This window comes from Ferribacterium limneticum, assembly GCF_020510625.1.
GTDB classification, from domain to species: Bacteria; Pseudomonadota; Gammaproteobacteria; order Burkholderiales; family Rhodocyclaceae; genus Azonexus; species Azonexus limneticus_A.
On the sequence record NZ_CP075191.1, the window covers coordinates 1,719,903 to 1,740,244 of the forward strand.

Here is a 20,342-nt window from a genome sequence, read left to right on the forward strand (position 1 = left end):
TTCATTAAATATTTGTTAAACCACTCGGCTGATCGGCCGTTGGTCGCCACATTCGAATGCTTGAAGGCAAATTAAACCGGTATCCGGATAGCATGGGTAACGGCTATCCGCACGGTTCTCGGGCAGCAGGTGGCAGGCAAGAGAAACCGTCGCCGCAAGCAGTCGGTCAGATCATTCGTGACTGGCTGGCACAGCGGGTTCGTCGACGCGAGAAAGTCCGGCTAAGTAAGTTTGACCTGCCTCGGGGAGCGATCAGGGCTCCCGCTATTCATCCGCATCGCTTCGTTCAGGCAAGATGTTGCTTGAACGTGATCAGCACCGGTTGGTGTTGGGTCAAAACCGAATAAAACGCGGTCAGTAACAGCGGCGGTGCTTGGGGTATATCGATGTGTGCACCATGGCCAGATTGAGTGCAAAAAGCTTTCCCAGTACCGTGAAGAGTACGCCTAGCTCAAAGACGACAAATGCAGATTTTGCATCTGCAAACAGCAGAAAAGCGCCGCATACGGCCAGATAGAGCGCCATGATTGCGCCGATGGGTGCCGCATGTTTGCTTCTGGCAAGGAACAGCGGTGCCAAGAACCAACTTGCCGCCAAAATTCCCCCTACGGCAATAAACAAGAAGTTTTGAGGCATCGAATAATCCTTGTTTCATAAAGGGGTATTCGTTAAGGCTACCATTTAAATTCGATAAACTGTATAAACGGTTCATGAATTTTTTATGACATATTGAATTGGTTTCGATATGCGAAAAAACGGTTCGCCTTATCTGACCATCACGCCTGGCTAGATTCCGGGGATGAGCCGGTTTTCGAGGCCGATGCTGTTGGCCTTCGGCGCCGCGGTTTGCAGCGCGAAAAAAATCCACATTGCTGCCCGGAAGCAGTCATGTGGATTTTTTACTGAGCAATCCTGAGGGAGCGCAGAGATGAGGGGCTCAATCTGCAGCCATCAAAACGCTTCCGGGGCCGTCAGTCAGCAGAGCGTTGTGGCGATCTGTGTGGCAGTGCATTGGCCGCTGATGAACGGCAGTTCACGCGGTGGAGGCGGGAAATTGCCTGTTTTCCGGCGCCCGACTCCGGGCGGGTCAGCCCATCGATTTTTCGATGGCTTCCAGTAACTTCAAGGCACGTTCGCGGTTTTTTGCGGCGGCGGCAGCCCGTCCGGCGATGTCGGCGGTGTCAGCGAGGGAGGCTTGAATCAGCGCTTCATGCTGCGTCATTCCGCCGAGTGCGGCTTCCAGCATGCGATCAGCGTTCAAGTCGGTGTCCTTGTCAGACATGGTGTTCTCCATTCGAATCGATGGCTTGTTTGTAACCCAGTGAAAAGGCCCTGCGAATTTCGCAGGGCCTTTTGTCTCGCAACAAGCGGCCGGATTAGCGACCTTGCTTGGTCATCGCGGCGATGTTGGCTTGAGCGGCATCGGCGAATTGCTTGGCGATGCCATTCATGTTGCCGAAAGCCGAGTTGGCAGCAGCGATGGCGCTCTGGACGGCAGTGATGGCGCCTTCGGAGCCAGCCGGAGCAGACTTGGCAGCCATTTCCATCATGCCAGCCATGGACTTCTGCAGACCGCCAAACTGGGCTTCGACCATTTTGGCCAGTTCCTGCTGGGTCTGGGTGGTGATTTCATAAACGGTGCGGGAATAGGCAACAGCCTTTTCGATAGCCGGTTGGGCCAGCGAGCTCTGGGCGGCGAGGGCGGCTTGCGGATCCTTGGCGGCCATGACGGTCTGAACGCCGGAAACGGTGTCTTCAAGCGCAGCGCGGGCGGTGTCCAGGTTCAGGGCAGCGATGCGCTCGGCGGAGGCCAGCGCAGTATTGGCAACGGCCAGCAGGGAATCGACGGTGGCTTTGTTGGCGGTGGTGAATTGTTCGGTATTGAGAGACATGGCTGTTTCCTGAAAAGTGTGGGGTTTAGTGTGTTCGGTACGCAGTATAGAGCACCGGAGGGGCAAATTGTGCACTGCAGCAAAATAAGATTGCCCGGGGCGTTGTCCCGTAATTTTTCACCCGACGATTGTCGGGTTTTCCCAATCGCCGGTTTTGCAGGGGCCGGCTGCAGCTCAAGCCCAATCTGTCTGGCTGCATTTCGCAGCCCTCGCTGCATCAGCAGGGCATCGATTGCGGGGGACCGCCAGTGTCAGGATGGTCGATGAAAACATGCCACCGACCATCGGCCCAGCAATCCGCATTGCCGGGCCTGTGCCGCTAATCGCCGCGAATCAGCGCCACCAGGTCTTCGGTCGACGGCAGTGCCGAGGTGTCACCTTCGGCCAGGATGCTGTCAGCCAGCGCCCGTTTGTCGTGGTGCAGGTCGACGATGCGTTCCTCGATGCTGCCTTTGCTGACCAACCGATAGACGGTGACCGGCCGTTGCTGGCCGATGCGGTGGGCGCGGCCCATGGCCTGGTCTTCGGCGGCCGGGTTCCACCAGGGGTCGGTAATCACCACGTAGTCGGCGGCGGTCAGGTTGAGGCCGAAACCGCCGGCTTTCAGGCTGATCAGGAAGAGGTCGCTGTCGCCGGACTGAAAGGCGGCGACGCGCTTGCTGCGTTCGGCGGCCGGTGTCGCGCCGTCCAGGTATTGGTAGCTGATACCGGTGGCATCAAGCGGGCCGCGCAGGATTTGCAGAAAATCGACGAACTGGCTGAAGACCAGGGTCTTGTGGCCGTTGGCCGTGAGTTCGGCGGCCAGTTCGGCGAAAGCCTGCACCTTGGCGCCGGCAATGCCGAATTCCGGGCTGGTCAGGCGCGGATCGCAGGCGGCACGGCGCAGTTTGGTCAGTTGCGCCAGGATGTTGAAGCGCGCCTGCCCGGCCTGGGCGCCGCTGTCGTTGAGGGCGCTGACATCGTTGATCGCCTGCCGGCGCAGGGCCTCGTAATGGGCGGCTTCGGCCGCTTCCGGGGTGACCGAGAGGATCAGTTCGGTGCGCGGTGGCAGATCCTGCAAGACCTGGCCCTTGGTGCGGCGCATGACGAAGGGGCTGATCAGGCGTTTCAGGACGTATTGGGCATCGCGGTCGCGGTTGCGTTCAATCGGGCCGGCAAAGCGTTCGTTGAAGCGGCCGATGGTGCCGAGCAGGCCAGGATTGACGAAGCGCATGATCGACCACAGTTCGGCCAGGCGATTTTCCACCGGGGTGCCCGACAATGCCAGGCGGAAATCGGCCGGTAGATCGAAGACGGCCTGCGAGCGTTTGGCCATGGCATTCTTGATCGCCTGTGCTTCGTCGGCGACCAGGGTGTGCCACTGGCGGCTGGCGAAACGCTCCTGAGCCAGTTGCAGCAGGGTGTAGGAAACGATCAGCACGTCTTGCGGGCCGGCCCCGCTGACCAGCGCTTCGCGTTCGCTGTCGCTCGCCTCGCTGTAGATGCGGGCGTTCAAGCTGGGCGCGAAGCGCAGTGCTTCGGCCAGCCAGTTGCCGCACACCGAGGTCGGCGCGATGACCAGGGTGGCGCCGCCTTTCGCCCGTTCGAGCATGACGGCCAGCGCCTGCAGAGTCTTGCCGAGGCCCATGTCGTCAGCCAGGCAGCCGCCCATGCCGGCGGCGGCGAGGCGAATGGCCCACTGGTAGCCTTCTTCCTGATAGGGGCGCAGGTCGGCTTGCAGGGACTTCGGTAGTTTCGGTTCGGTGGTTTGCGCGGCACGCAGGCGGTCGATGGCTTTGCGGAAATCGGCGCCGGCCTCCAGATCGGTGCCGTCGAGCACTTCGTCGAGCCAGGCGGCGGCGATTTGCGGTACTTTGCTGCCATTTTTGTCGACTTCGGCGACGGCGGCGAGATCAAGCAATTTCTGTTTCAGCGAGCGGGTCAGCGCCGCGTAGACGCCGTCGCCCATCGGGATGAAGCGGCTCTTGTCGCGGGCGGCAGCGAGTAGGGTTTCCAGTTGCACGACGAGACCTTCATCGAGCCCGGCCTGGCCGGATACCCGGAACCAGTCGCGTTCCTTGCTGACGGTGATCCCCAGCTTGCCGGCATCGACGCTGATGACGCGGACACTCTTGCCTTTCGGCCAATCGACGGCAGCGATGGCGGCCAGACCGGGCAGCGCCTCGACTAGGCCGAGTGCCTGTTCCGGGTCTTCGATCAGCCACTCGCCACTTTCCGCACCACCGATGTCTTCGAGAAAGGGGAAGGCGTCGAGCAGGCTTTCCTTATGTTTCTTTTCCGCCGCCAGATTGCGCTCGGTGCCTACTGTCTCACCGCCTATCGCCGCCATCAGGCGGAGGCGACCGCTGCCGACCGGCAGACGCGGGCCGTCGGCGCCAAGCGGCGCGGCAACCAGGCGCAGCGACAGCGCCTCGCCAACCGGCGCCAGTTCGGCGCGCAGCCGCGATTCGCTTTCCACCTGCCGCGACGCCTGCGCCGCATCGGCATGCACCTGGAAGTGCCCGGCCAGCGCCTGCAGGGTCTTGTCGAGGTCGGCTTGTACCCCTTCGGCCTTGGCCGGCACGGCAAAACGCCCGGAAACTAGTTGGGCGGCGCGTCGTTGCGCCGCCGTGTAGCGGATCAGCCGGACGCGTTGAGGCCCCTCCGGCAGCAGGGTGATCAGGCGCAGCGCCTCGGCATCGCGCTTTTCTTCTGCATCGTAGTAGTAATTTTCTTCCGCCTCGGCACGTAGGGGCGGCGTGATCTGCATGACGATCTTGTCGCCCTGGCGGACCACTTCGAGTTCGGGTGGCGTTTCGACGAGATCGACCAACTGGCCTGGCGCAGTGTCGAGGGCGACCGCCGGATGGCCGACCAGGACGCCGATGGCGGCCGCCAGATCAATGTTGAAGCGCTTGGCGTAATGGCGCTCGGCGCGCAGGCAGCGGGCCACTTTGGCGTCAGCGGGTGGTAGTTCCTGATTGGCGGCCAGCCGGCTTAGCGGCAGGGGTTTCGGGCTGCTCCAGCCACGGCTGCCGCGTTTCTGTTCGAAGGGATTGATGTTAATCAGTTCACCATGCTTGCCGAGGCTGAGCAGCCACAGAATGCGGGTTTTTTCGGCGTCGTCCTTGCCTTTCGTGCCGGGCGTGCTTACGTCGGCCAGTTCCTGCAGCGCGCTGAGTACCTCGCGCCATTGCTCACCCTTGCCGGCGACGAAAAAGCCGGCCGGCGGTTCGCCACCCGCGAGGACGATTTCGGCGTTGTCGAGCATCCTGAGCAGCATGTTGAATTGGCAGTTCTGCAGGCGCTGGCGCAGCCCGACGAACACGCTGTCCTTGCCGGTTGCTGCCATGGCGCCCAGCTTGTCGGGGCCGAGCCAGGCGGCGAGCATGACTTTCCACAAAAGCGCCTGCGAATAACGCTCGTAAGCCGAGGCTTGCAAGGAAAAAGCACTCGATGACAGCGGTGCATTGCCCTGTCGGGCATCGATGGCATTGACCCAGCGGCCCCAGTCGTCGTGCGCGCTGGGCGTTCGCGTGCCAGCCTCGCCGACGCAGAATTTGCGCGCCAGGTCGAGCTGTTTCTGGCTGCCTTGGGCGAGCAGGGCGAGCGGATAGAGCCAGGTGACGCTTTCCGGGAAAACCCGCTTGCGGACGCCCATCTCGGTCTGGCCGCGTTTGAGGGCGGCTTCATAGGCTTTTTGCCCGCTTTCCCATTGCCCATCGGCAATCAGCGCTGCGGCGCGAATGGCATCGCAGCCCGCACCGTCAAGATTGTGCAGGGCTTTTTGCAGCAAGACCTGGTCGCCGCGTTGCAGGGCAATATCGGCCAGGGCCATGCGCAGATACGGCGCTAGGCTTTGCGGGTTGGTCTGCAATTGTTCAATGGCCCAATCGACGATGGGTAGCAGATTGCTTGACCAGAGGTTGCTGACCGAGATGACGGCACGGTTGGCCAGCTCGCTTTGCCAGTAAGGATCAATGCGCTTGAAACTGGCGGCGTCGAACGGCAGCAGGACGGCGTGGGCCGCCAGTTGCCCCCAGTCGTGTTCCTGGTTGATCGCGTTGATCAGAGGCGCCAGCTCTTCCTGCCCGGCGCCGGAGAGCAGCATGGCGCGCAGCAGGGGGATGGTGACCGGCTGGCTGCCAAAGTTGAAATAGCGCAAACGTCGCAAGTCGAAATGATGGAAGCGGGAAACAAGGCTGACCAGCTCGCGGCCTTCCATGATCTCGAGCAATTGCCGGTAGAGCGTCATGCGCAGCGTGTCGGCAAGCTGGAAGTAGCCGGGGCGCTTGGCATTTTCCTGGAGCAACTGCTTGGCTTTCAGTTCATCAATCGCAGTTTTTACCTGCTCACCGGTGAAATTGCGCCCGGCCGAGTTTTTGAACCCCAGCAGCGGAAGCAAGTTGTAAAGATCGGTGCGGGTGCGCTCCATCCACAGCAGGGCGCTGGCCAGTGCCACTTTATGGGTATCGGCGCTGAGCCCCTGTTTGTCGAGTTTGCCGATGGCGTCTATGGGGGGCTCTGTATCGAAAAGGTCGTGGGTCATGCTGGATTCTGTCTTGAACCGATTGCCCGCTATTGTCGCATCGACAGTGTGGGTGTGGCTAAAAGGACGCCGTCCTCCCGCCCGTGGGCCGGTACTTTTCCTGACGGCGCGTGATCAGCCGGCCTGAAGCGTGGCGGCGTAGCGCTGCTTTTCGGCGGCGCTCAACTGCTTGACCCGGTATTCCGCTTTCGAGGCTGATGAGCGATCGGGGTGCGTTTCGTACCCCAACAATCTGAGCGGCGGATGCGAGCGGGTATAGCGGGCCCCGGTACCCTGGCAGTGGGCGGCATAGCGGGTTTCGACATTGACGGTGATGCCGGTGTAGATGCTGCCATCGATACATTCGATCATGTACAGGAACCAGGGTTTAGTCATGCTGGCTTACCCGGGTCAGGGCCAGTCGGATACGCTGGATGGTTTCCTCGATGGGGGCGTGCCGCGATATTTCCAGGCCAAGGCTTCGGGCGATGGCATTGACCTTGGCCGCATTGAGCGGGATTCCGCCGCGATCAACGGCAGCGATCAGTTGCCGGGCGCGTTCGTAGTCCGAAAGCGGGGCGGCTTTGCCGAAAAGAATGGCCTTCAGCCACGAGAAAAGGCCCTTGGGCCAGCGTGATCTCATACACTTGCATCTGTTCAAAAAGCGAAGGATACATGGATGCTGCCGCCAAGGTTGATGGGCCGAATTCGAGGTGCTGACTTTTGAGCGATGTAACGATGAGCCGCAGCCAGCTGGCGGCCAGCGAACTGCCCGTTTATGTCGGGGTTTCCATTAATCAGGTAACGCTGGTCAATAGCCAGGCTCTGGCGGCGCAGGCCTTGGCCGCGCTGTTGGCGGCACCGGTAATCGGCTTCGATACGGAGTCGAAACCAACCTTCCTTAAAGGAGAGGTGTCGACCGGCCCGCACCTGGTGCAACTGGCCACTGGCGAGCATGTTTTCCTGCTTCCGGTCTCGTTTGCCGCAAACCACGAGGTGCTGCGGCGCATCCTTTCGGCAGCGGATATTCTCAAAGTCGGGCTCGGGCTGGGCAATGACCGAAGCGTGCTGCGGTCGCGGCTGGGAATTGAACTGAACAACGTGCTTGACCTTGGCGAAGCGATGCGTGGTCCGGGGCATCGCGGCACAGTCGGCGCCAAGGTGGCGGTGGCCCACTATTTCGGCCAGAAATTCCAGAAATCGAAGAAGGTGGGAACCAGCAACTGGGCCAGTCCGCGCCTCAACGAGCGCCAGTTGCTGTACGCCGCCAACGATGCCCATGTCGCCTTGCAGCTTTATCATGCTTGGTTGCGTGACCCGAAGCGCCGCGAGCCGGGCACTGTCGCAAACAATTCACAGGAAACAACCCATGGCTGAATCAACGCCGATGCTTTCTTTGCTTGAAACCCGCATTCTCGGCACTCTGGTCGAGAAACAACGGACTGTTCCCGATACTTACCCTTTGTCGGTCAATGCCCTGATGGCCGGCTGCAACCAGAAAACCAGCCGGAATCCGGTGATCGAAACCAGCGAAGCCGAGATTCTGGTGGCGCTCGACCGGCTGAAGGATCTTGGTCTGGTGCGCGAGGTCAGTGGCAGTCGGGTCAGCCGCTTTGAACATCTGTTCGAAAAGTCGTTCGGCGTTCCGACGCAGGCTTCGGCCTTGCTGACCGTGCTGATGTTGCGCGGGCCGCAAACGGCCGGGGAGCTTCGCCTCAATTGCGAACGCCTGCACCGTTTTGCCGATATTTCCTCGGTCGAGGCCTTTCTCGAGGAACTGGCAGCGAAGGAAGAGGGCGCCTTGGTGGTCGAGCTGCCGCGCCTGCTTGGATCGCGTGAAAACCGCTGGATGCACCTCCTGAGCGGTCAGCCGGTGATTGAGGCGACCCCGGTTGGTCGGTCGCCAGCCGCGGGTGCGCAGGATATCGAGGAGCTTCGGGCGCGGGTATCGTCTCTGGAGGCCGAGGTCGCTGAATTAAGGGCTTTGCTGCTCAACCGGAGCCATGAATAGGCAGGCGTTTGCGGCAGTGCTGCCACATGCTTGACCTATAATTCGCCCGCCATGAAATCCCTCGCTTCCCCGAAATACAGCCGCATTCGCATCATCGGCGCCGCCAGCGGCCTCGGGGCGCAGGATCAGGCTTGCGAGGATGGGCCGGTCGCGTTTCATCATTCACAGGCCTGGCACGAACTCGAGCATCACCCCCTGGTGGATTGGGGCAAGACCTTGTTCGCGCCGGATAACGACGGCACCTCGACGACTGCCCGGATTGCGGAGCTTTGCCACCATCTGGCCGATGAAGTCGCGCTGACACTAAGGGCCGACGAATTTCCGGTGGTTATCGGCGGCGATCATTCCATCGCCATCGGTACCTGGAGCGGTATTGCCCGGGTGCTTGGTGAGCCCTGCGGCCTGTTGTGGATTGATGCCCATCTCGACAGCCATACGCCGGAAACGACCTATTCCGGGGCTATCCACGGTATGCCGCTGGCCTGCCTGCTCGGGCGTGGCGACAAGCGCCTGCTCAATATCGGCCTGAACGGGCCGCAAGTCAGCGCGGCGCACACGGTTATTCTCGGGCCGCGCAGCTATGAGCCGGAGGAACTCGAGTTCCTGCAGCGGCTGGGGGTTCGCATCATCGATAGTGAACAAGTCCTGCAACGCGGGTTTGCCGCCTGCCTGGACGAGGCGATAGCCATTGTCGCCAGCGCGCCGGCCGGTTTTGGCGTGACGCTCGATCTGGATGCCATAGATCCGCGGCTGGCGCCCGGTGTCGGCAGTCCGGAACCGGATGGCCTGGTCTCCTACGATGTGCTGACAGCAATGCACTGGCTCGCTACCCAGGCCGGACTCAAGGCACTGGAAATCGTCGAATACAACCCTGATCGAGACCGCCACGGGGTAACGGCAGCGTTGATTTCCGATCTGATTGAACAGATTTTGCCTGCAGGCAAAAAGTAGGTCATGGAAATCGACCCGTACGAAGTTCTCGATGTGGCCAAGGATTCAGGTCCGGCTGAATGGAAACGCGCCTATCGCCGCCTGGCCATGCGCTGGCACCCCGACCGCAATAGTCATCCGGAAGCGACCGAGCGCTTCAAGGCTATCAATATCGCCTATGAGCGCCTGACAACCGGCGAAGAGCCGGAAGAGGTCAATGCCGATTCGCCCGACAACGAGCCCGCCGAACCGGAAGAGAGCGTTGCGAGGGCGGCAGATATCCGCCTGAACCTTGAGGTCAGCCTGGAAGAGGCCGCCGCCGGCTGTCGCAAGACGGTTCACTACGCTCGCGGCAAGGACTGTCCGACCTGCGAAGGTAGCGGTGAGGCCGGCATGTCGCGAACCCGCTTTTGTGATGCTTGTCATGGCAGCGGGCGTGTGCACGATGCCCACCGCAAACTGGTTCGTTGCGATGCCTGCGACGGAAAAGGCTTGTTCAGGGAGCGCATCTGCCCGGATTGCGGTGGCAGCGGGCGGGAAGCGGATGACGTCAGCCTGAAGATCACGGTGCCACCAGGCATGCTGCCCGGTGATGAACTGCGGCTGGCGGGGCAGGGCGAGCCGGGCAATGATGAATGTGCGGCTGGTGATCTGTATCTGACGCTGATCATTCGTACGCACCCGCTTTACCAGCTACGTGGTCGCGATCTGCATTTTCAGATGCCGGTCAGCGCGCTGGCGATGATTGCCGGGGCTGAGATCGAGATGCCATCGTTGGGCGGGGTGTTCGGCTATTCCCTGGAACCCGGCGTTGCCGAGCGCCGAGAGTTGCGTTTGCCCGGCAAGGGATATCCGGGACGCGGAAGGAATCGGGCCGGTGATTTGGTGGTTGAACTGGAGCCGGTGTTTCCGCGCCAGCTCAGCGCTCGCCAGCGCAAGCTGCTTTTGCAGGCGAATGCGGCGTTGGTCGACGATGCTTCAGAATCCTTGCCGGAAATCGCCGAATGGCGAAAAAACCAAGGCTTCGACTAAACGCGCTCAGGGCTGAGGGTTCGGATTGAAATTGAAGCGTTTTGGAACGTCGGTTGCAGCAATGGTCTGCACGGGCAGCTGTTGCCAGCGGATGTCGCCGGAACCAGTTTCCATCCGGTGGACGATTTCTTCATCCTTCGCCAGTTCTCCGTTGCCATCACGGCATTCGGCGAGGAATGCTGCCAGGTCGCGGTCATCGAGCAGGCCAATACCCAATTCCGATTCGAGCAGCAGATTGCCATCTTCGTCGAGATAGACCGCCTTCAACAGGCCGGTTGGTGCGCCGGTATGGCTGACAAAGCCGGTCGCTTCCCGGCGAAACACCCACGGGGTGTATGCCAGCGCCACAAAAACCCGTTGCGGGCCGTTCTGCAAAAACCAGCAGCCTGATTCGTCACTACCGTATTGCCGGTTGATGAATTGAATCAGGCCGCTGTGGGTCACGCGTTCTCCCTGCAATCGCCAGTCGCCCCGCCGGTCGAGCGACAGCCAGTCGTAACAGGCGGGGACGTTGGGCCACTTGGCGATGGCGGAGAGATCAACCATCAGTCGGCGTAAGCCTCCATCGGCGGGCAGGCGCAGTTCAGGTTGCGGTCGCCATAGACATCGTCGATGCGATTGACGCTCGGCCAGAACTTGTTGGCGGCCACCCAGGGCAGCGGGAAGACGGCCTGCTCCCGGCTGTACGGATGCTTCCAGTCGCCGTCGATCACGTCCGCCTGCGAATGCGGGGCATTCTTGAGCGGATTGTTGTCGGCCGACCAGACGCCATTCTCGATCTGGCGGATTTCCTCGCGAATGCTGATCATCGCCGCAATGAAGCGGTCCAGTTCAGCCTTCGATTCGGATTCCGTTGGTTCGACCATGATCGTGCCGGCGACCGGGAAGGACACTGTCGGCGCATGGAACCCGTAGTCCATCAGGCGCTTGGCGATGTCGATTTCGGCGATGCCGGTGGCGGCCTTGATCGGGCGGATGTCGAGGATGCACTCGTGCGCCACGCGGCCGTTCTTGCCGACGTAGAGTACCGGGTAGTGCGCGGTCAGCTTCTGGGCGACGTAGTTGGCGTTCAGGATGGCGACTTGCGTGGCTTTCTTGACGCCGGCGCCGCCGAGCATGGCCAGGTACATCCACGAAATGGTCAGGATCGAGGCCGAGCCGAACGGCGCGGCAGAAACCGCGCCCTGGCCGGCGTTGACGCGGTTGGCATCGCCCGTCGGCTGGACGGCGTGGTCGGCCATGAACGGCGCCAAGTGCGCCTTGAGGCCGATCGGGCCCATGCCCGGTCCGCCGCCGCCGTGCGGGATGGCGAAGGTCTTGTGCAGGTTCATGTGGCTAACGTCGGCGCCGATGAAGCCGGGCGAGGTCAGGCCGACCTGGGCGTTGAGGTTGGCGCCGTCCATGTACACCTGGCCGCCGTTGGCATGGACGATGGCGCAGATGTCCTTGATCGCTTCCTCGAAAACGCCGTGCGTCGACGGGTAGGTGATCATCAGGCATGCCAGGTCGTCCTTGTGCTCTTCGGCCTTGGCCTTGAGGTCGGCGACGTCCACGTTGCCGTTCTCGTCGCAATCGACGACGACGACCTTCATGTTGGCCATCTGGGCGGTGGCCGGGTTGGTGCCGTGCGCCGACTTGGGGATCAGGCAGATGTCACGATGGCTGTCGCCGCGGCTGGCGTGGTAACGGGCGATGGCGACCAGACCGGCGTATTCGCCCTGGGCGCCGGAGTTCGGCTGCATGCAGATGGCGTCGAAGCCGGTGACGGTCTTCAGCCACTCGGTCAGGCTGGTGATCATTTCCAGGTAACCAGCGGCCTGGTCGCGCGGGGCGAACGGGTGCAGGCCACCGAATTCCGGCCAGGTGACCGGGATCATCTCGCTGGTCGCGTTCAGCTTCATGGTGCAGGAGCCGAGCGAGATCATCGAGTGGTCAAGGGCCAGATCCTTGTTCTGCAGCGACTTCAGGTAGCGCAGCATCTCGTGTTCGGTGTGATGCGTGTTGAACACCGGGTGCTGGAGCACGGCATCGCTGCGGATCAGCGCGTCCGGCAGCGCGGAGTCGGCGGCTGCAACCTGAGCGTCGATGGCTTCCATGTCGAGCGTGACCTGGGTGATCAGCTTGAATAGGGTCGCAACATCGGCGCGCGTCGTCGTTTCGTCGAAGGAAATGCCGAGCACACCGGCCGAGACGCGGCGCAGGTTGTAACCGGCGGCCAGGGCATCGAGATAGACGGTTTCGGCGCGGGCGCCGAGATCGAGATGCACGGTGTCGTAGAACTGCTTGGTCAGCAGATTGACGCCAGCCCGCTTCAAGCCCTCAGCCAGGATGGCGGTCAGGCGGTGGATGCGACCGGCAATGGTGCGCAGGCCTTCGGCGCCGTGATAGACGGCATACATGCCTGCCATGTTGGCGAGCAGCACCTGTGATGTGCAGATGTTCGAGTTGGCTTTCTCGCGACGGATGTGCTGCTCACGCGTCTGTAGTGCCATGCGGTAAGCCGTGTTGCCGCGGGCATCTTTGGACAGACCGATGATGCGGCCCGGCATCGAGCGGACGAAGGCTTCGCGGGTGGCGAAGAAGGCGGCGTGCGGGCCGCCGAAGCCCATCGGGATGCCGAAGCGCTGGCTGGAACCGAGCGCGATGTCGGCGCCCATGGCGCCCGGCGACTTGAGCAGGACGAGGGCCATGAGGTCGGAGGCGACGGCGACCGTGGTGCCATGCGCCTTGAAGCCGGCGATCAGGCCGCTCAGGTCGCGGACTTCGCCGTTGTCGCCCGGGTACTGGAGCAGGACGCCGAAGAATTCGCCGTCCTTGTTGGCGTCAATGTCGCCGATGACCAGTTCGAAGCCGAAATAGCTGGCTCGGGTCTTGACCACGTCAATGCTCTGCGGGAAGCAGTTGGCATCGACCAGAAAGCGGTTCGACTTGGACTTGGAAACGCGACGCGCCATGGTCATGGCTTCGGCGGCAGCGGTGGCTTCGTCGAGCAGCGAGGCGTTGGCGATTTCCAGGCCGGTCAGGTCGACGACCATCTGCTGGAAGTTCATCAGCGCTTCCAGGCGGCCCTGGGCGATTTCGGCCTGGTAGGGCGTGTAGGCGGTGTACCAGCCCGGGTTTTCCATCACGTTGCGCAGGATGACTTTGGGCGTCAGCGTGTCGTAGTAGCCCATGCCGATGCAGGACTTGTTGACGACATTTTTGCTGGCCATGGCCTTGAGGTCGGCCAGCGCCTCGTGTTCGCGGCGCGGGGCGGGCAGCGGCAGGTCTGCCGGCAGGCGAATGGCGGCGGGAACAGTCTGGTCGATCAGCTGTTCGAGGCTGTCAGCACCGATGGCGGCGAGTATGGCAGCCATTTCGGTGGTGCAGGGTCCGATGTGACGGCCGATGAACTCGTCGTGCTGTTCAAGGGCGGAAAGGGGAAGATTCAACGGCATGGGAATCCTTGAAAACGATAGATACGGCGATTTTTTGTGCTCCCTCCCCTTCAAGGGGAGGGCCGGGGTGGGGATGGGGTATTGCACGATACGCAAACCGAACCCATCCCCCACCCATCCTCCCCCTTAGAGGGGGAGAAGCTTTAAATGCTGACGATGCTTACGCGGCGTCAGCAACGGCCTGGTAGGCGGCGGCGTCGAGCATCTTGTCGAGGTCGGCCACATCGTCCGGTGTCATCTTGAACAGCCAGGCAGCGTAGGCGTCCTGATTGACCGATTCCGGCGCATCGGCAGCAGCCTGGTTCACTTCGGTGACGGTGCCGGCGATCGGGGCGTACACGTCAGCGGCAGCCTTGACCGATTCAACGACGGCAATTTCCTTTTCGGCGTCGAAATGGGCGCCAATTTCCGGCAGTTCAACGAAAACGAGGTCGCCGAGAGCTTCCTGGGCATGGTCGGTAATGCCGACGGTGACGGAACCGTCAGCGTTGAGCAGCATCCATTCGTGGGAGGCGGTGTACTTGAGGTTGGCGAGGACGTTGGACATGGTTTTCTCCTGAATGGGGTGAATTAGATGACTGCTTTGCCGTTGCGGGCGAATACGGGTTTGGTGACCTTGGCCTTGAGCGCCTTGCCACGGATATCGACTTCGACTTCGTCGCCGATCTGCACGCCGAGCGGCAGGCGGGCGAGGGCGATGGACTGCTGGAGCGTCGGCGAGAAGCTGCCGGAGGTGATTTCACCGTCGCCGTGCGGGGTCATGACCTTCTGGTGGCCGCGCAGCACGCCCTTGTCGAGCAGGATCAGGCCGAGGAACTGCTTCTGTTGGCCATTGGTAACCAGCGCTGCCTTGCCGACGAAATCGCGATCAGTATTCAACGACACGGTCCAGGCCAGACCGGCGTCGAGCGGCGAAACCGTCTCGTCCATGTCCTGGCCGTAGAGATTCATGCCGGCTTCCAGGCGCAGCGTGTCGCGCGCACCGAGGCCGCAAGGGGCAACACCGGCGGCATTGAGCTTGTTCCACAGCGCTTCGGCTTCGCCAGCAGGCAGCATGATTTCGTAGCCATCTTCACCGGTGTAGCCGGTGCTGGCGATGAAGTACTGATCGACCTCGGCAGCGAAGAAAGCCTTCAGACCTTCGGTCGCAGCCTTGGCCTGCGGCAGCACTTCCCAGACCTTGGCGCGGGCATTCGGGCCCTGGACGGCGATGATGCCGAGGTTGTTGGCGCCATCGCGGCGCTGGGTGATGGTCACGTCGAGCTTCCATTCGGCGACCTTGGCCTGCATCCAGGCCAGATCCTTCTCGGCCGTGCCAGCATTGACGACAATGCGGAAGCGCGTATCGGTCAGGAAGTAGATGATCAGGTCGTCGATAACGCCGCCGGCTTCGTTGAGCATGGCGGCGTAGAGGGCCTTGCCGGAAACCTTGAGCTTGGCCACGTCATTGGCGACGAGGCGGGAGAGGAAAGCGCGGCAATCGGCGCCGACCACATCAACCGGACACATGTGCGACACGTCGAACATGCCGCAGTTGTTGCGGACCGCGTTGTGCTCCTCGATCTGCGAACCGTAGTTGACCGGCATGTCCCAACCACCGAAATCGACCATCCGGGCATTCATCGCGCGGTGAGCGGCATTCAAAACCGTTTTCTTCAGCATATCAGTCCTTTACAGGCTTTAATTAAAGCCGGTTCTAGAAACGAAAAAGGGGTGAAACGAAAGATACACATCTTGCGTTTCACCCCTCTGTCCTCGATACCTGAGAGATTTGCCCCATCGGTGGGCGCTGTTGACGCCGCTCTCCAGAGTTTCGAAATGGCAAGCCATTTCGGTTCCGCGGTCCTTTTGCCTGAGCGTTTTCGGGTGAAATTGCGCCTTCGGCGGCAGACGGATCTGCGCTCTCCCACGGAACGGGAGGCACTATAGCGGGATGCTCCGGTCTAATCAACCTGCTGCACTGCACAAGGGAGTCCGGGGTATGGCCCCCTTCGTGCTAAACTCTTCGTTTGCCTTCAAACGCTTGCCTGTGATACCTGTCAATTTCGATTTTCATTGCCATTCCATCGTTTCCGACGGCTTGCTGCCGCCCGAAGTGGTGGCTAGACGCGCGGCAGAGAATGGTGTCGATCTGTGGGCATTGACTGACCACGACGATATCGGCGGTCTTGCCACGGCCAGGGCGACGGCTGAAGAAGTCGGGATGAGTTTCGTCAATGGTGTCGAAATCTCCATTGAGTGGCGCGGTACCCCGATCCATATCGTCGGCCTCGGTTTTGATGCAGCCAATGCTGCGCTGACTGGCGGCCTCGATGAACTTCGCATTGGTCGTGTCGAGCGGGCGAAGCGCATGGGTGACGCCCTCGCAGCAATCGGTATTCCCGGTGTTTATGAAGGCGCCCTGTGCTTCGTGACCAACCCCAGCCTGATTTCTCGGGCGCATTTCGGGCGTTACATGGTTTCGATCGGCATCGCCAAGGATATGAGTGGCGTTTTTCAGCACTACCTGACGCCCGGCAAGCCGGGCTATGTCGATCATCGCTGGGCGACGCTCGAAGAAGCCGTTAACTGGATTACCGGTGCCGGTGGTGTGGCTGTCGTGGCCCATCCCGGGCGCTACAAGATGTCCGGCGCTGAGATGCGCCGCTTCCTCGATGATTTCAAGGATGTCGGCGGGCAGGGTATCGAAGTGACCTGCGGCAGTCATTCGCCGGATCACGTGATGCATTTTGCCCGTCTGGCCCGTCATTATGAGTTCCATGCTTCTCGCGGCTCCGATTTCCACGGGCCAGAAGAGAGCTATGTCGATCTTGGTAAACTTCCTCAATTGCCTGAAGACCTGAAACCGGTCTGGCGCCTGGTGTTCTGACATGGCACGCGTTGTCAATATTCATCCTGAATCTCCGCAGTCGCGCTTGCTTGTCCAGGCGGCTGAATTCATTCGCAATGGTGCCATTGTCGCCTTGCCCACCGACTCCTGCTACGCCCTGGGTTGCCATCTTGGCGACAAGGAAGCACTGGACAGGATTCGCCTGATTCGTCAGATGGATGATCGCCATCACCTGACGCTGATGGTGCGAGATCTCTCTGAAATCGCCCATTTTGCCCGGGTCGACAATGCCCAGTACCGCTTGCTCAAGGCGGCGACGCCCGGCAGCTATACCTTCATTCTGGAAGGTTCCAAGGAATTGCCGCGCCGGGTCATGCATCCGAAACGCAAGACCATTGGCCTGCGCATTCCCGATCATCCTGTGGCGCTGGCCTTGCTTGAAGAGCTGGGCGAGCCATTGCTGACCACTACCTTGCAATTGCCGGGCGACGAATTTGCGCTGACCGAAGGCTGGGAAATCCAGGATCGGCTCGAAGACCAGCTGGAGTTGATCCTCGATGGCGGTCCTTGCGGCACGGAGCCGACAACGATCATCGACCTGACCGGCTCGGCGCCGGAACTGATTCGTGCCGGGCGTGGTTCGCTGGCACCTTTCGGACTCGACTAAGCGCATGTTCGAAAGCCTGATCCAGACCCTGGCCATTTCGGCATTACCGGTGATTTTCGCGATTACCTTGCATGAAGCAGCGCACGGCTATGCGGCCCGCCATTTCGGCGATCCGACGGCCTGGATGCAAGGCCGCATCAGCCTGAACCCGCTGCGGCACATCGATCTGGTCGGCACCATTATCATCCCGATCACGATCCTGCTCTTCTCCGGCGGTACCTTCCTGTTCGGCTACGCCAAGCCGGTGCCGGTCGATTTCAGCCGCCTGCGCAAGCCCAAGCAGGATATGTTCTGGGTAGCTGCCGCCGGTCCCGGCGCCAACCTGTTCATGGCTTTCGTCTGGGCTGCTCTGCTCAAGCTGGCCTGGCTGCTGCCAAGCAGCGAATTCACGCTGCCGCTGTCTGAAATGAGCAAGATCGGCATCATGGTCAATTGCGTGCTGATGGTGCTCAATCTCTTGCCGCTGCCGCCGCTTGATGGTGGTCGCATTGCGGTTAGCCTGCTGCCACATCAGATGGCGTGGAAGTTTGCCCAGATCGAACGCTGGGGTTTTCCGATTTTGTTGCTCCTGTTATTCACCGGTATCCTCGGCGCTGTGATGAACCCGCTGGTCATTTTGTCAGCCCGGGCGATCGAGTTAATTTTTGGCCTTTACTAAATAATCTATGTACGCAGAACGTGTTCTCTCTGGCATGCGCCCAACCGGGTCGCTGCATCTCGGCCACTATCACGGTGTTCTCAAGAACTGGGTCAAGCTCCAGCATGAGTACCCCTGCCTGTTCTTTGTGGCTGACTGGCATGCGCTGACCACCCAGTACGACAATCCGCAAGGCATCGAAAAATCCTCGATGGACATGGTCATCGACTGGCTGGCCGCCGGTGTTGATCCGAATCAGTCGACCCTGTTCATCCAGTCCAAGGTGCCTGAGCACGCCGAACTGCACCTGCTGATGTCGATGATGACGCCGCTCAGCTGGCTGGAGCGGGTGCCGACCTACAAGGATCAGCAGGAAAAACTGGCTGGCAAGGATCTGACGACCTATGGCTTCCTCGGCTATCCGCTGCTGATGAGCGCTGACATCCTGATCTACCGGGCCGACAAGGTACCGGTTGGCGAGGACCAGATCCCGCATGTTGAATTTACCCGTGAACTGGCTCGCCGCTTCAACCACATGTATGGCCGCGAGCCGGGTTTTGAAGACAAGGCTCGCGAAGCCGTCAAGAAGCTGGGCAGCAAGAAGGCGCGCCTGTACGAAGAGCTGCGTACCCGTTTCCAGCAGAACGGAGACAAGGAAGCCGTCGAGCAGGCCAAGGCGATGCTCAACGAGATCCAGCACATGTCGGCGATCGATCGTGAGCGCCTGTTCGGCTTCCTGGAAGGCACGGGCAAGATGATCCTGGTCGAGCCGGGTTACCTGCTGACGCCGGAATCCAAGATGCCGGGTCTGGACGGGCAGAAGATGTCCAAGTCGTATCACAACACCATCACCATGCGCGAATCCGAGGAGTCGGTCGCCAAGAAGGTGAAAAGCATGCCGACCGATACCAATCGCGTCCGTCGCACCGATCCGGGTGATCCGGCGCGCTGCCCGGTCTGGCAATTGCATCAGGTCTATTCCGATGACAGCACCAAGGAATGGGTGCAGCAAGGTTGCAAGACGGCTGGCATTGGCTGCATCGAGTGCAAGCAACCAGTCATCAATGGCATTCTGAAAGAACAGGTGCCGATGCGCGAGCGGGCACAGGTCTATCTGGACGATCCGACGCTGGTCAAGAACATCATTGCCGATGGTTGCGAAAAGGCTCGCGAATACGCCCGTGAAACGATGCGCGATGTCCGCGAGGCGATGGGGCTGGAATACCACTGATGTTCGGTTACGACTGGGAAGCGCTGATCTGGATCGCCATCGGTTTTGGCGGACAGGGGCTATTCATGATGCGCTTTCTCGTCCAGTGGTGGTCGAGCGAGAAGGCCAAGCAAGTCGTCGTGCCGGTCGCTTTCTGGTATTTCAGCATTCTCGGCGGTGTGGTGCTGACGGTCTATGCCATTCACCGCAACGATCCGGTCTTCATTTTCGGGCAGGGACTTGGGTTAATTATTTATTTCCGCAATCTGCATCTGCATTACAAGGGCAAGGGCCGCGCTGCGGCCTCCTGAGATGATTACGGAGCTTGATGTCCCTGAAATTGGCGAGACGGTAGACCTTTTTACGCCGGTCGCCCGCATCTATGGCGAGCCCATGGAGCAAATGCCGCTTGACCTGTACATCCCACCGGATGCGCTGGCCATCATGCTCGATGCCTTCGAGGGTCCGCTTGACCTTCTGCTGTACATGATTCGTCGCGCCAATATCAATATCCTCGACATTCCGATGGCGCCGCTGACCCGACAGTATCTCGATTACGTCGAAGCGATGCGGGCCAGCAATCTGGAGTTGGCCGCCGATTACCTCGTGATGGCAGCGCTGCTGATCGAAATCAAGTCGCGCATGCTGTTGCCGCGGCCGAAGCAGGGTGAGGGTGATGAGGCAGAAGACCCACGCGCCGAGCTGGTCCGACGGCTGATGGAATACGAGCAGATGAAGCTGGCCGGCCAGAAGCTGAACGAAATGCCGCAGGCCGAGCGGGAATTCTTCTGGGTCGAAACCCTGGTCGAGAAATCCTTGCTGATCAGGCAGCCGGATGTGTCGGTTGATGATCTCAAGGAAGCCTGGATGGCTGTCGTCCGTCAGGCCGGTCTCAAGAAACACCACAAGATCGGGCGCGAGGAATTGTCGGTGCGCGAGCACATGGGCATCATCCTGCGTGCCTTGCAGGAAAAGGGCGGCTTCGTTCAGTTCGAAACCCTGTTTGACCCGGAAATGGGTGTGCCTGGCTTGGTCGTCCATTTCATTGCCATGCTCGAACTGGGGCGCGAAAAACTGATCGAAATTACCCAAGCCGAAGCCTTTCAACCCATTTACGTCCGAGTGCATCAAGGTGGAACCGAGCCTGATCAAGAAAGTGCTTGAGGCGGCGCTGCTCGCCGCGCGCGAG

The 20,342-nt window shown here is 60.8% G+C and carries 20 protein-coding genes and 2 riboswitches; of the genes, 10 read left to right on the forward strand and 10 right to left on the reverse strand.

Annotated elements, in window-relative coordinates; all coding sequences use genetic code 11:
- Positions 1-354 precede the first annotated feature (354 nt).
- The 6 genes from KI617_RS08095 to KI617_RS08120 all read right to left on the reverse strand — a co-directional run bounded on the left by KI617_RS08095 (position 355) and on the right by KI617_RS08120 (position 7,042).
- The gene (locus KI617_RS08095; RefSeq protein WP_226451494.1) at positions 355-636 is read right to left on the reverse strand and encodes a hypothetical protein; all 282 of its coding nucleotides are present in this window, start codon (positions 634-636) and stop codon (positions 355-357) included.
- 451 nt (positions 637-1,087) lie between these two features.
- Complete coding sequence (locus KI617_RS08100) at positions 1,088-1,282, reverse strand: hypothetical protein (protein ID WP_226451495.1); 195 nt, start codon at positions 1,280-1,282, stop codon at positions 1,088-1,090.
- Positions 1,283-1,376: 94 nt separating this feature from the next.
- Positions 1,377-1,892 (reverse strand): phasin family protein, encoded by a 516-nt coding sequence (locus KI617_RS08105; protein WP_226451496.1) that lies wholly within the window; start codon positions 1,890-1,892, stop codon positions 1,377-1,379.
- Positions 1,893-2,211: 319 nt separating this feature from the next.
- Complete coding sequence (locus KI617_RS08110) at positions 2,212-6,420, reverse strand: DEAD/DEAH box helicase (protein ID WP_226451497.1); 4,209 nt, start codon at positions 6,418-6,420, stop codon at positions 2,212-2,214.
- A gap of 114 nt (positions 6,421-6,534) precedes the next feature.
- On the reverse strand, positions 6,535-6,795 hold the full coding sequence (locus KI617_RS08115; protein ID WP_226451498.1) for a GIY-YIG nuclease family protein: 261 nt from the start codon (positions 6,793-6,795) through the stop codon (positions 6,535-6,537).
- On the reverse strand, positions 6,788-7,042 hold the full coding sequence (locus KI617_RS08120; RefSeq protein WP_226451499.1) for a hypothetical protein: 255 nt from the start codon (positions 7,040-7,042) through the stop codon (positions 6,788-6,790). Before KI617_RS08120 ends, KI617_RS08115 begins: the two co-directional genes overlap by 8 nt.
- A 95-nt stretch (positions 7,043-7,137) precedes the next feature.
- Here KI617_RS08120 and KI617_RS08125 point away from each other — a divergent pair, with 95 nt between their 5' ends.
- Genes KI617_RS08125 through KI617_RS08140 form a run of 4 tightly spaced genes read left to right on the forward strand, consistent with a single transcriptional unit; the run spans position 7,138 to position 10,372 of the window.
- Positions 7,138-7,776: a 3'-5' exonuclease gene (locus KI617_RS08125; protein WP_226451500.1), complete on the forward strand. Its 639-nt coding sequence runs from the start codon at positions 7,138-7,140 to the stop codon at positions 7,774-7,776.
- The gene (locus KI617_RS08130; protein WP_226451501.1) at positions 7,769-8,410 is read left to right on the forward strand and encodes a YceH family protein; all 642 of its coding nucleotides are present in this window, start codon (positions 7,769-7,771) and stop codon (positions 8,408-8,410) included. Before KI617_RS08125 ends, KI617_RS08130 begins: the two co-directional genes overlap by 8 nt.
- A gap of 51 nt (positions 8,411-8,461) precedes the next feature.
- On the forward strand, positions 8,462-9,361 hold the full coding sequence (locus KI617_RS08135) for an arginase (RefSeq protein ID WP_226451502.1): 900 nt from the start codon (positions 8,462-8,464) through the stop codon (positions 9,359-9,361).
- Between the two features lie 3 nt (positions 9,362-9,364).
- On the forward strand, positions 9,365-10,372 hold the full coding sequence (locus tag KI617_RS08140; RefSeq protein ID WP_226451503.1) for a DnaJ C-terminal domain-containing protein: 1,008 nt from the start codon (positions 9,365-9,367) through the stop codon (positions 10,370-10,372).
- A 6-nt stretch (positions 10,373-10,378) separates the two neighbouring features.
- On the opposite strand, the gene KI617_RS08145 is transcribed toward KI617_RS08140, so the two are convergent.
- The 4 genes from KI617_RS08145 to gcvT form a co-directional block, all read right to left on the reverse strand.
- Positions 10,379-10,918, reverse strand: a complete 540-nt coding sequence (locus KI617_RS08145; protein WP_226451504.1) for a DUF2946 family protein — start codon at positions 10,916-10,918, stop codon at positions 10,379-10,381.
- Positions 10,918-13,809, reverse strand: a complete 2,892-nt coding sequence (gene gcvP, locus KI617_RS08150; protein ID WP_226451505.1) for an aminomethyl-transferring glycine dehydrogenase — start codon at positions 13,807-13,809, stop codon at positions 10,918-10,920. Before gcvP ends, KI617_RS08145 begins: the two co-directional genes overlap by 1 nt.
- A gap of 160 nt (positions 13,810-13,969) precedes the next feature.
- On the reverse strand, positions 13,970-14,356 hold the full coding sequence (gene gcvH, locus KI617_RS08155; protein WP_226451506.1) for a glycine cleavage system protein GcvH: 387 nt from the start codon (positions 14,354-14,356) through the stop codon (positions 13,970-13,972).
- A 23-nt stretch (positions 14,357-14,379) separates the two neighbouring features.
- The gene (gene gcvT, locus KI617_RS08160; RefSeq protein ID WP_226451507.1) at positions 14,380-15,471 is read right to left on the reverse strand and encodes a glycine cleavage system aminomethyltransferase GcvT; all 1,092 of its coding nucleotides are present in this window, start codon (positions 15,469-15,471) and stop codon (positions 14,380-14,382) included.
- A 77-nt stretch (positions 15,472-15,548) separates the two neighbouring features.
- Positions 15,549-15,628: riboswitch (glycine riboswitch) on the reverse strand.
- Between the two features lie 11 nt (positions 15,629-15,639).
- A riboswitch (glycine riboswitch) is annotated at positions 15,640-15,728 on the reverse strand.
- 110 nt (positions 15,729-15,838) lie between these two features.
- Between gcvT and KI617_RS08165 the strand changes: the two genes are divergently transcribed.
- Genes KI617_RS08165 through KI617_RS08190 form a run of 6 tightly spaced genes read left to right on the forward strand, consistent with a single transcriptional unit; the run spans position 15,839 to position 20,317 of the window.
- Positions 15,839-16,678, forward strand: coding sequence for a 3',5'-nucleoside bisphosphate phosphatase (locus KI617_RS08165; RefSeq protein WP_264180066.1), 840 nt, complete (start codon positions 15,839-15,841; stop codon positions 16,676-16,678).
- A 1-nt stretch (position 16,679) separates the two neighbouring features.
- Positions 16,680-17,306: an L-threonylcarbamoyladenylate synthase gene (locus KI617_RS08170; protein WP_226451508.1), complete on the forward strand. Its 627-nt coding sequence runs from the start codon at positions 16,680-16,682 to the stop codon at positions 17,304-17,306.
- Positions 17,307-17,310: 4 nt separating this feature from the next.
- Positions 17,311-17,964 (forward strand): site-2 protease family protein, encoded by a 654-nt coding sequence (locus tag KI617_RS08175; protein ID WP_226451509.1) that lies wholly within the window; start codon positions 17,311-17,313, stop codon positions 17,962-17,964.
- A 7-nt stretch (positions 17,965-17,971) separates the two neighbouring features.
- Positions 17,972-19,174: a tryptophan--tRNA ligase gene (locus KI617_RS08180; protein ID WP_226451510.1), complete on the forward strand. Its 1,203-nt coding sequence runs from the start codon at positions 17,972-17,974 to the stop codon at positions 19,172-19,174.
- Complete coding sequence (locus KI617_RS08185; protein ID WP_226451511.1) at positions 19,174-19,464, forward strand: lipid-A-disaccharide synthase N-terminal domain-containing protein; 291 nt, start codon at positions 19,174-19,176, stop codon at positions 19,462-19,464. Before KI617_RS08180 ends, KI617_RS08185 begins: the two co-directional genes overlap by 1 nt.
- A gap of 1 nt (position 19,465) precedes the next feature.
- Complete coding sequence (locus KI617_RS08190) at positions 19,466-20,317, forward strand: segregation and condensation protein A (RefSeq protein WP_226451512.1); 852 nt, start codon at positions 19,466-19,468, stop codon at positions 20,315-20,317.
- Positions 20,318-20,342 lie beyond the last annotated feature (25 nt).

Bases quoted from the DNA above. Each gene is read 5' to 3' on its own strand.
- KI617_RS08095 (WP_226451494.1), bottom strand. From the start codon at position 636: ATGCCTCAAAACTTCTTGTTTATTGCCGTAGGGGGAATTTTGGCGGCA.
- KI617_RS08100 (WP_226451495.1), bottom strand. From the start codon at position 1,282: ATGTCTGACAAGGACACCGACTTGAACGCTGATCGCATGCTGGAAGCC.
- KI617_RS08105 (WP_226451496.1), bottom strand. From the start codon at position 1,892: ATGTCTCTCAATACCGAACAATTCACCACCGCCAACAAAGCCACCGTC.
- KI617_RS08110 (WP_226451497.1), bottom strand. From the start codon at position 6,420: ATGACCCACGACCTTTTCGATACAGAGCCCCCCATAGACGCCATCGGC.
- KI617_RS08115 (WP_226451498.1), bottom strand. From the start codon at position 6,795: ATGACTAAACCCTGGTTCCTGTACATGATCGAATGTATCGATGGCAGC.
- KI617_RS08120 (WP_226451499.1), bottom strand. From the start codon at position 7,042: ATGAGATCACGCTGGCCCAAGGGCCTTTTCTCGTGGCTGAAGGCCATT.
- KI617_RS08125 (WP_226451500.1), top strand. From the start codon at position 7,138: ATGAGCCGCAGCCAGCTGGCGGCCAGCGAACTGCCCGTTTATGTCGGG.
- KI617_RS08130 (WP_226451501.1), top strand. From the start codon at position 7,769: ATGGCTGAATCAACGCCGATGCTTTCTTTGCTTGAAACCCGCATTCTC.
- KI617_RS08135 (WP_226451502.1), top strand. From the start codon at position 8,462: ATGAAATCCCTCGCTTCCCCGAAATACAGCCGCATTCGCATCATCGGC.
- KI617_RS08140 (WP_226451503.1), top strand. From the start codon at position 9,365: ATGGAAATCGACCCGTACGAAGTTCTCGATGTGGCCAAGGATTCAGGT.
- KI617_RS08145 (WP_226451504.1), bottom strand. From the start codon at position 10,918: ATGGTTGATCTCTCCGCCATCGCCAAGTGGCCCAACGTCCCCGCCTGT.
- gcvP (WP_226451505.1), bottom strand. From the start codon at position 13,809: ATGCCGTTGAATCTTCCCCTTTCCGCCCTTGAACAGCACGACGAGTTC.
- gcvH (WP_226451506.1), bottom strand. From the start codon at position 14,356: ATGTCCAACGTCCTCGCCAACCTCAAGTACACCGCCTCCCACGAATGG.
- gcvT (WP_226451507.1), bottom strand. From the start codon at position 15,471: ATGCTGAAGAAAACGGTTTTGAATGCCGCTCACCGCGCGATGAATGCC.
- KI617_RS08170 (WP_226451508.1), top strand. From the start codon at position 16,680: ATGGCACGCGTTGTCAATATTCATCCTGAATCTCCGCAGTCGCGCTTG.
- KI617_RS08175 (WP_226451509.1), top strand. From the start codon at position 17,311: ATGTTCGAAAGCCTGATCCAGACCCTGGCCATTTCGGCATTACCGGTG.
- KI617_RS08180 (WP_226451510.1), top strand. From the start codon at position 17,972: ATGTACGCAGAACGTGTTCTCTCTGGCATGCGCCCAACCGGGTCGCTG.
- KI617_RS08185 (WP_226451511.1), top strand. From the start codon at position 19,174: ATGTTCGGTTACGACTGGGAAGCGCTGATCTGGATCGCCATCGGTTTT.
- KI617_RS08190 (WP_226451512.1), top strand. From the start codon at position 19,466: ATGATTACGGAGCTTGATGTCCCTGAAATTGGCGAGACGGTAGACCTT.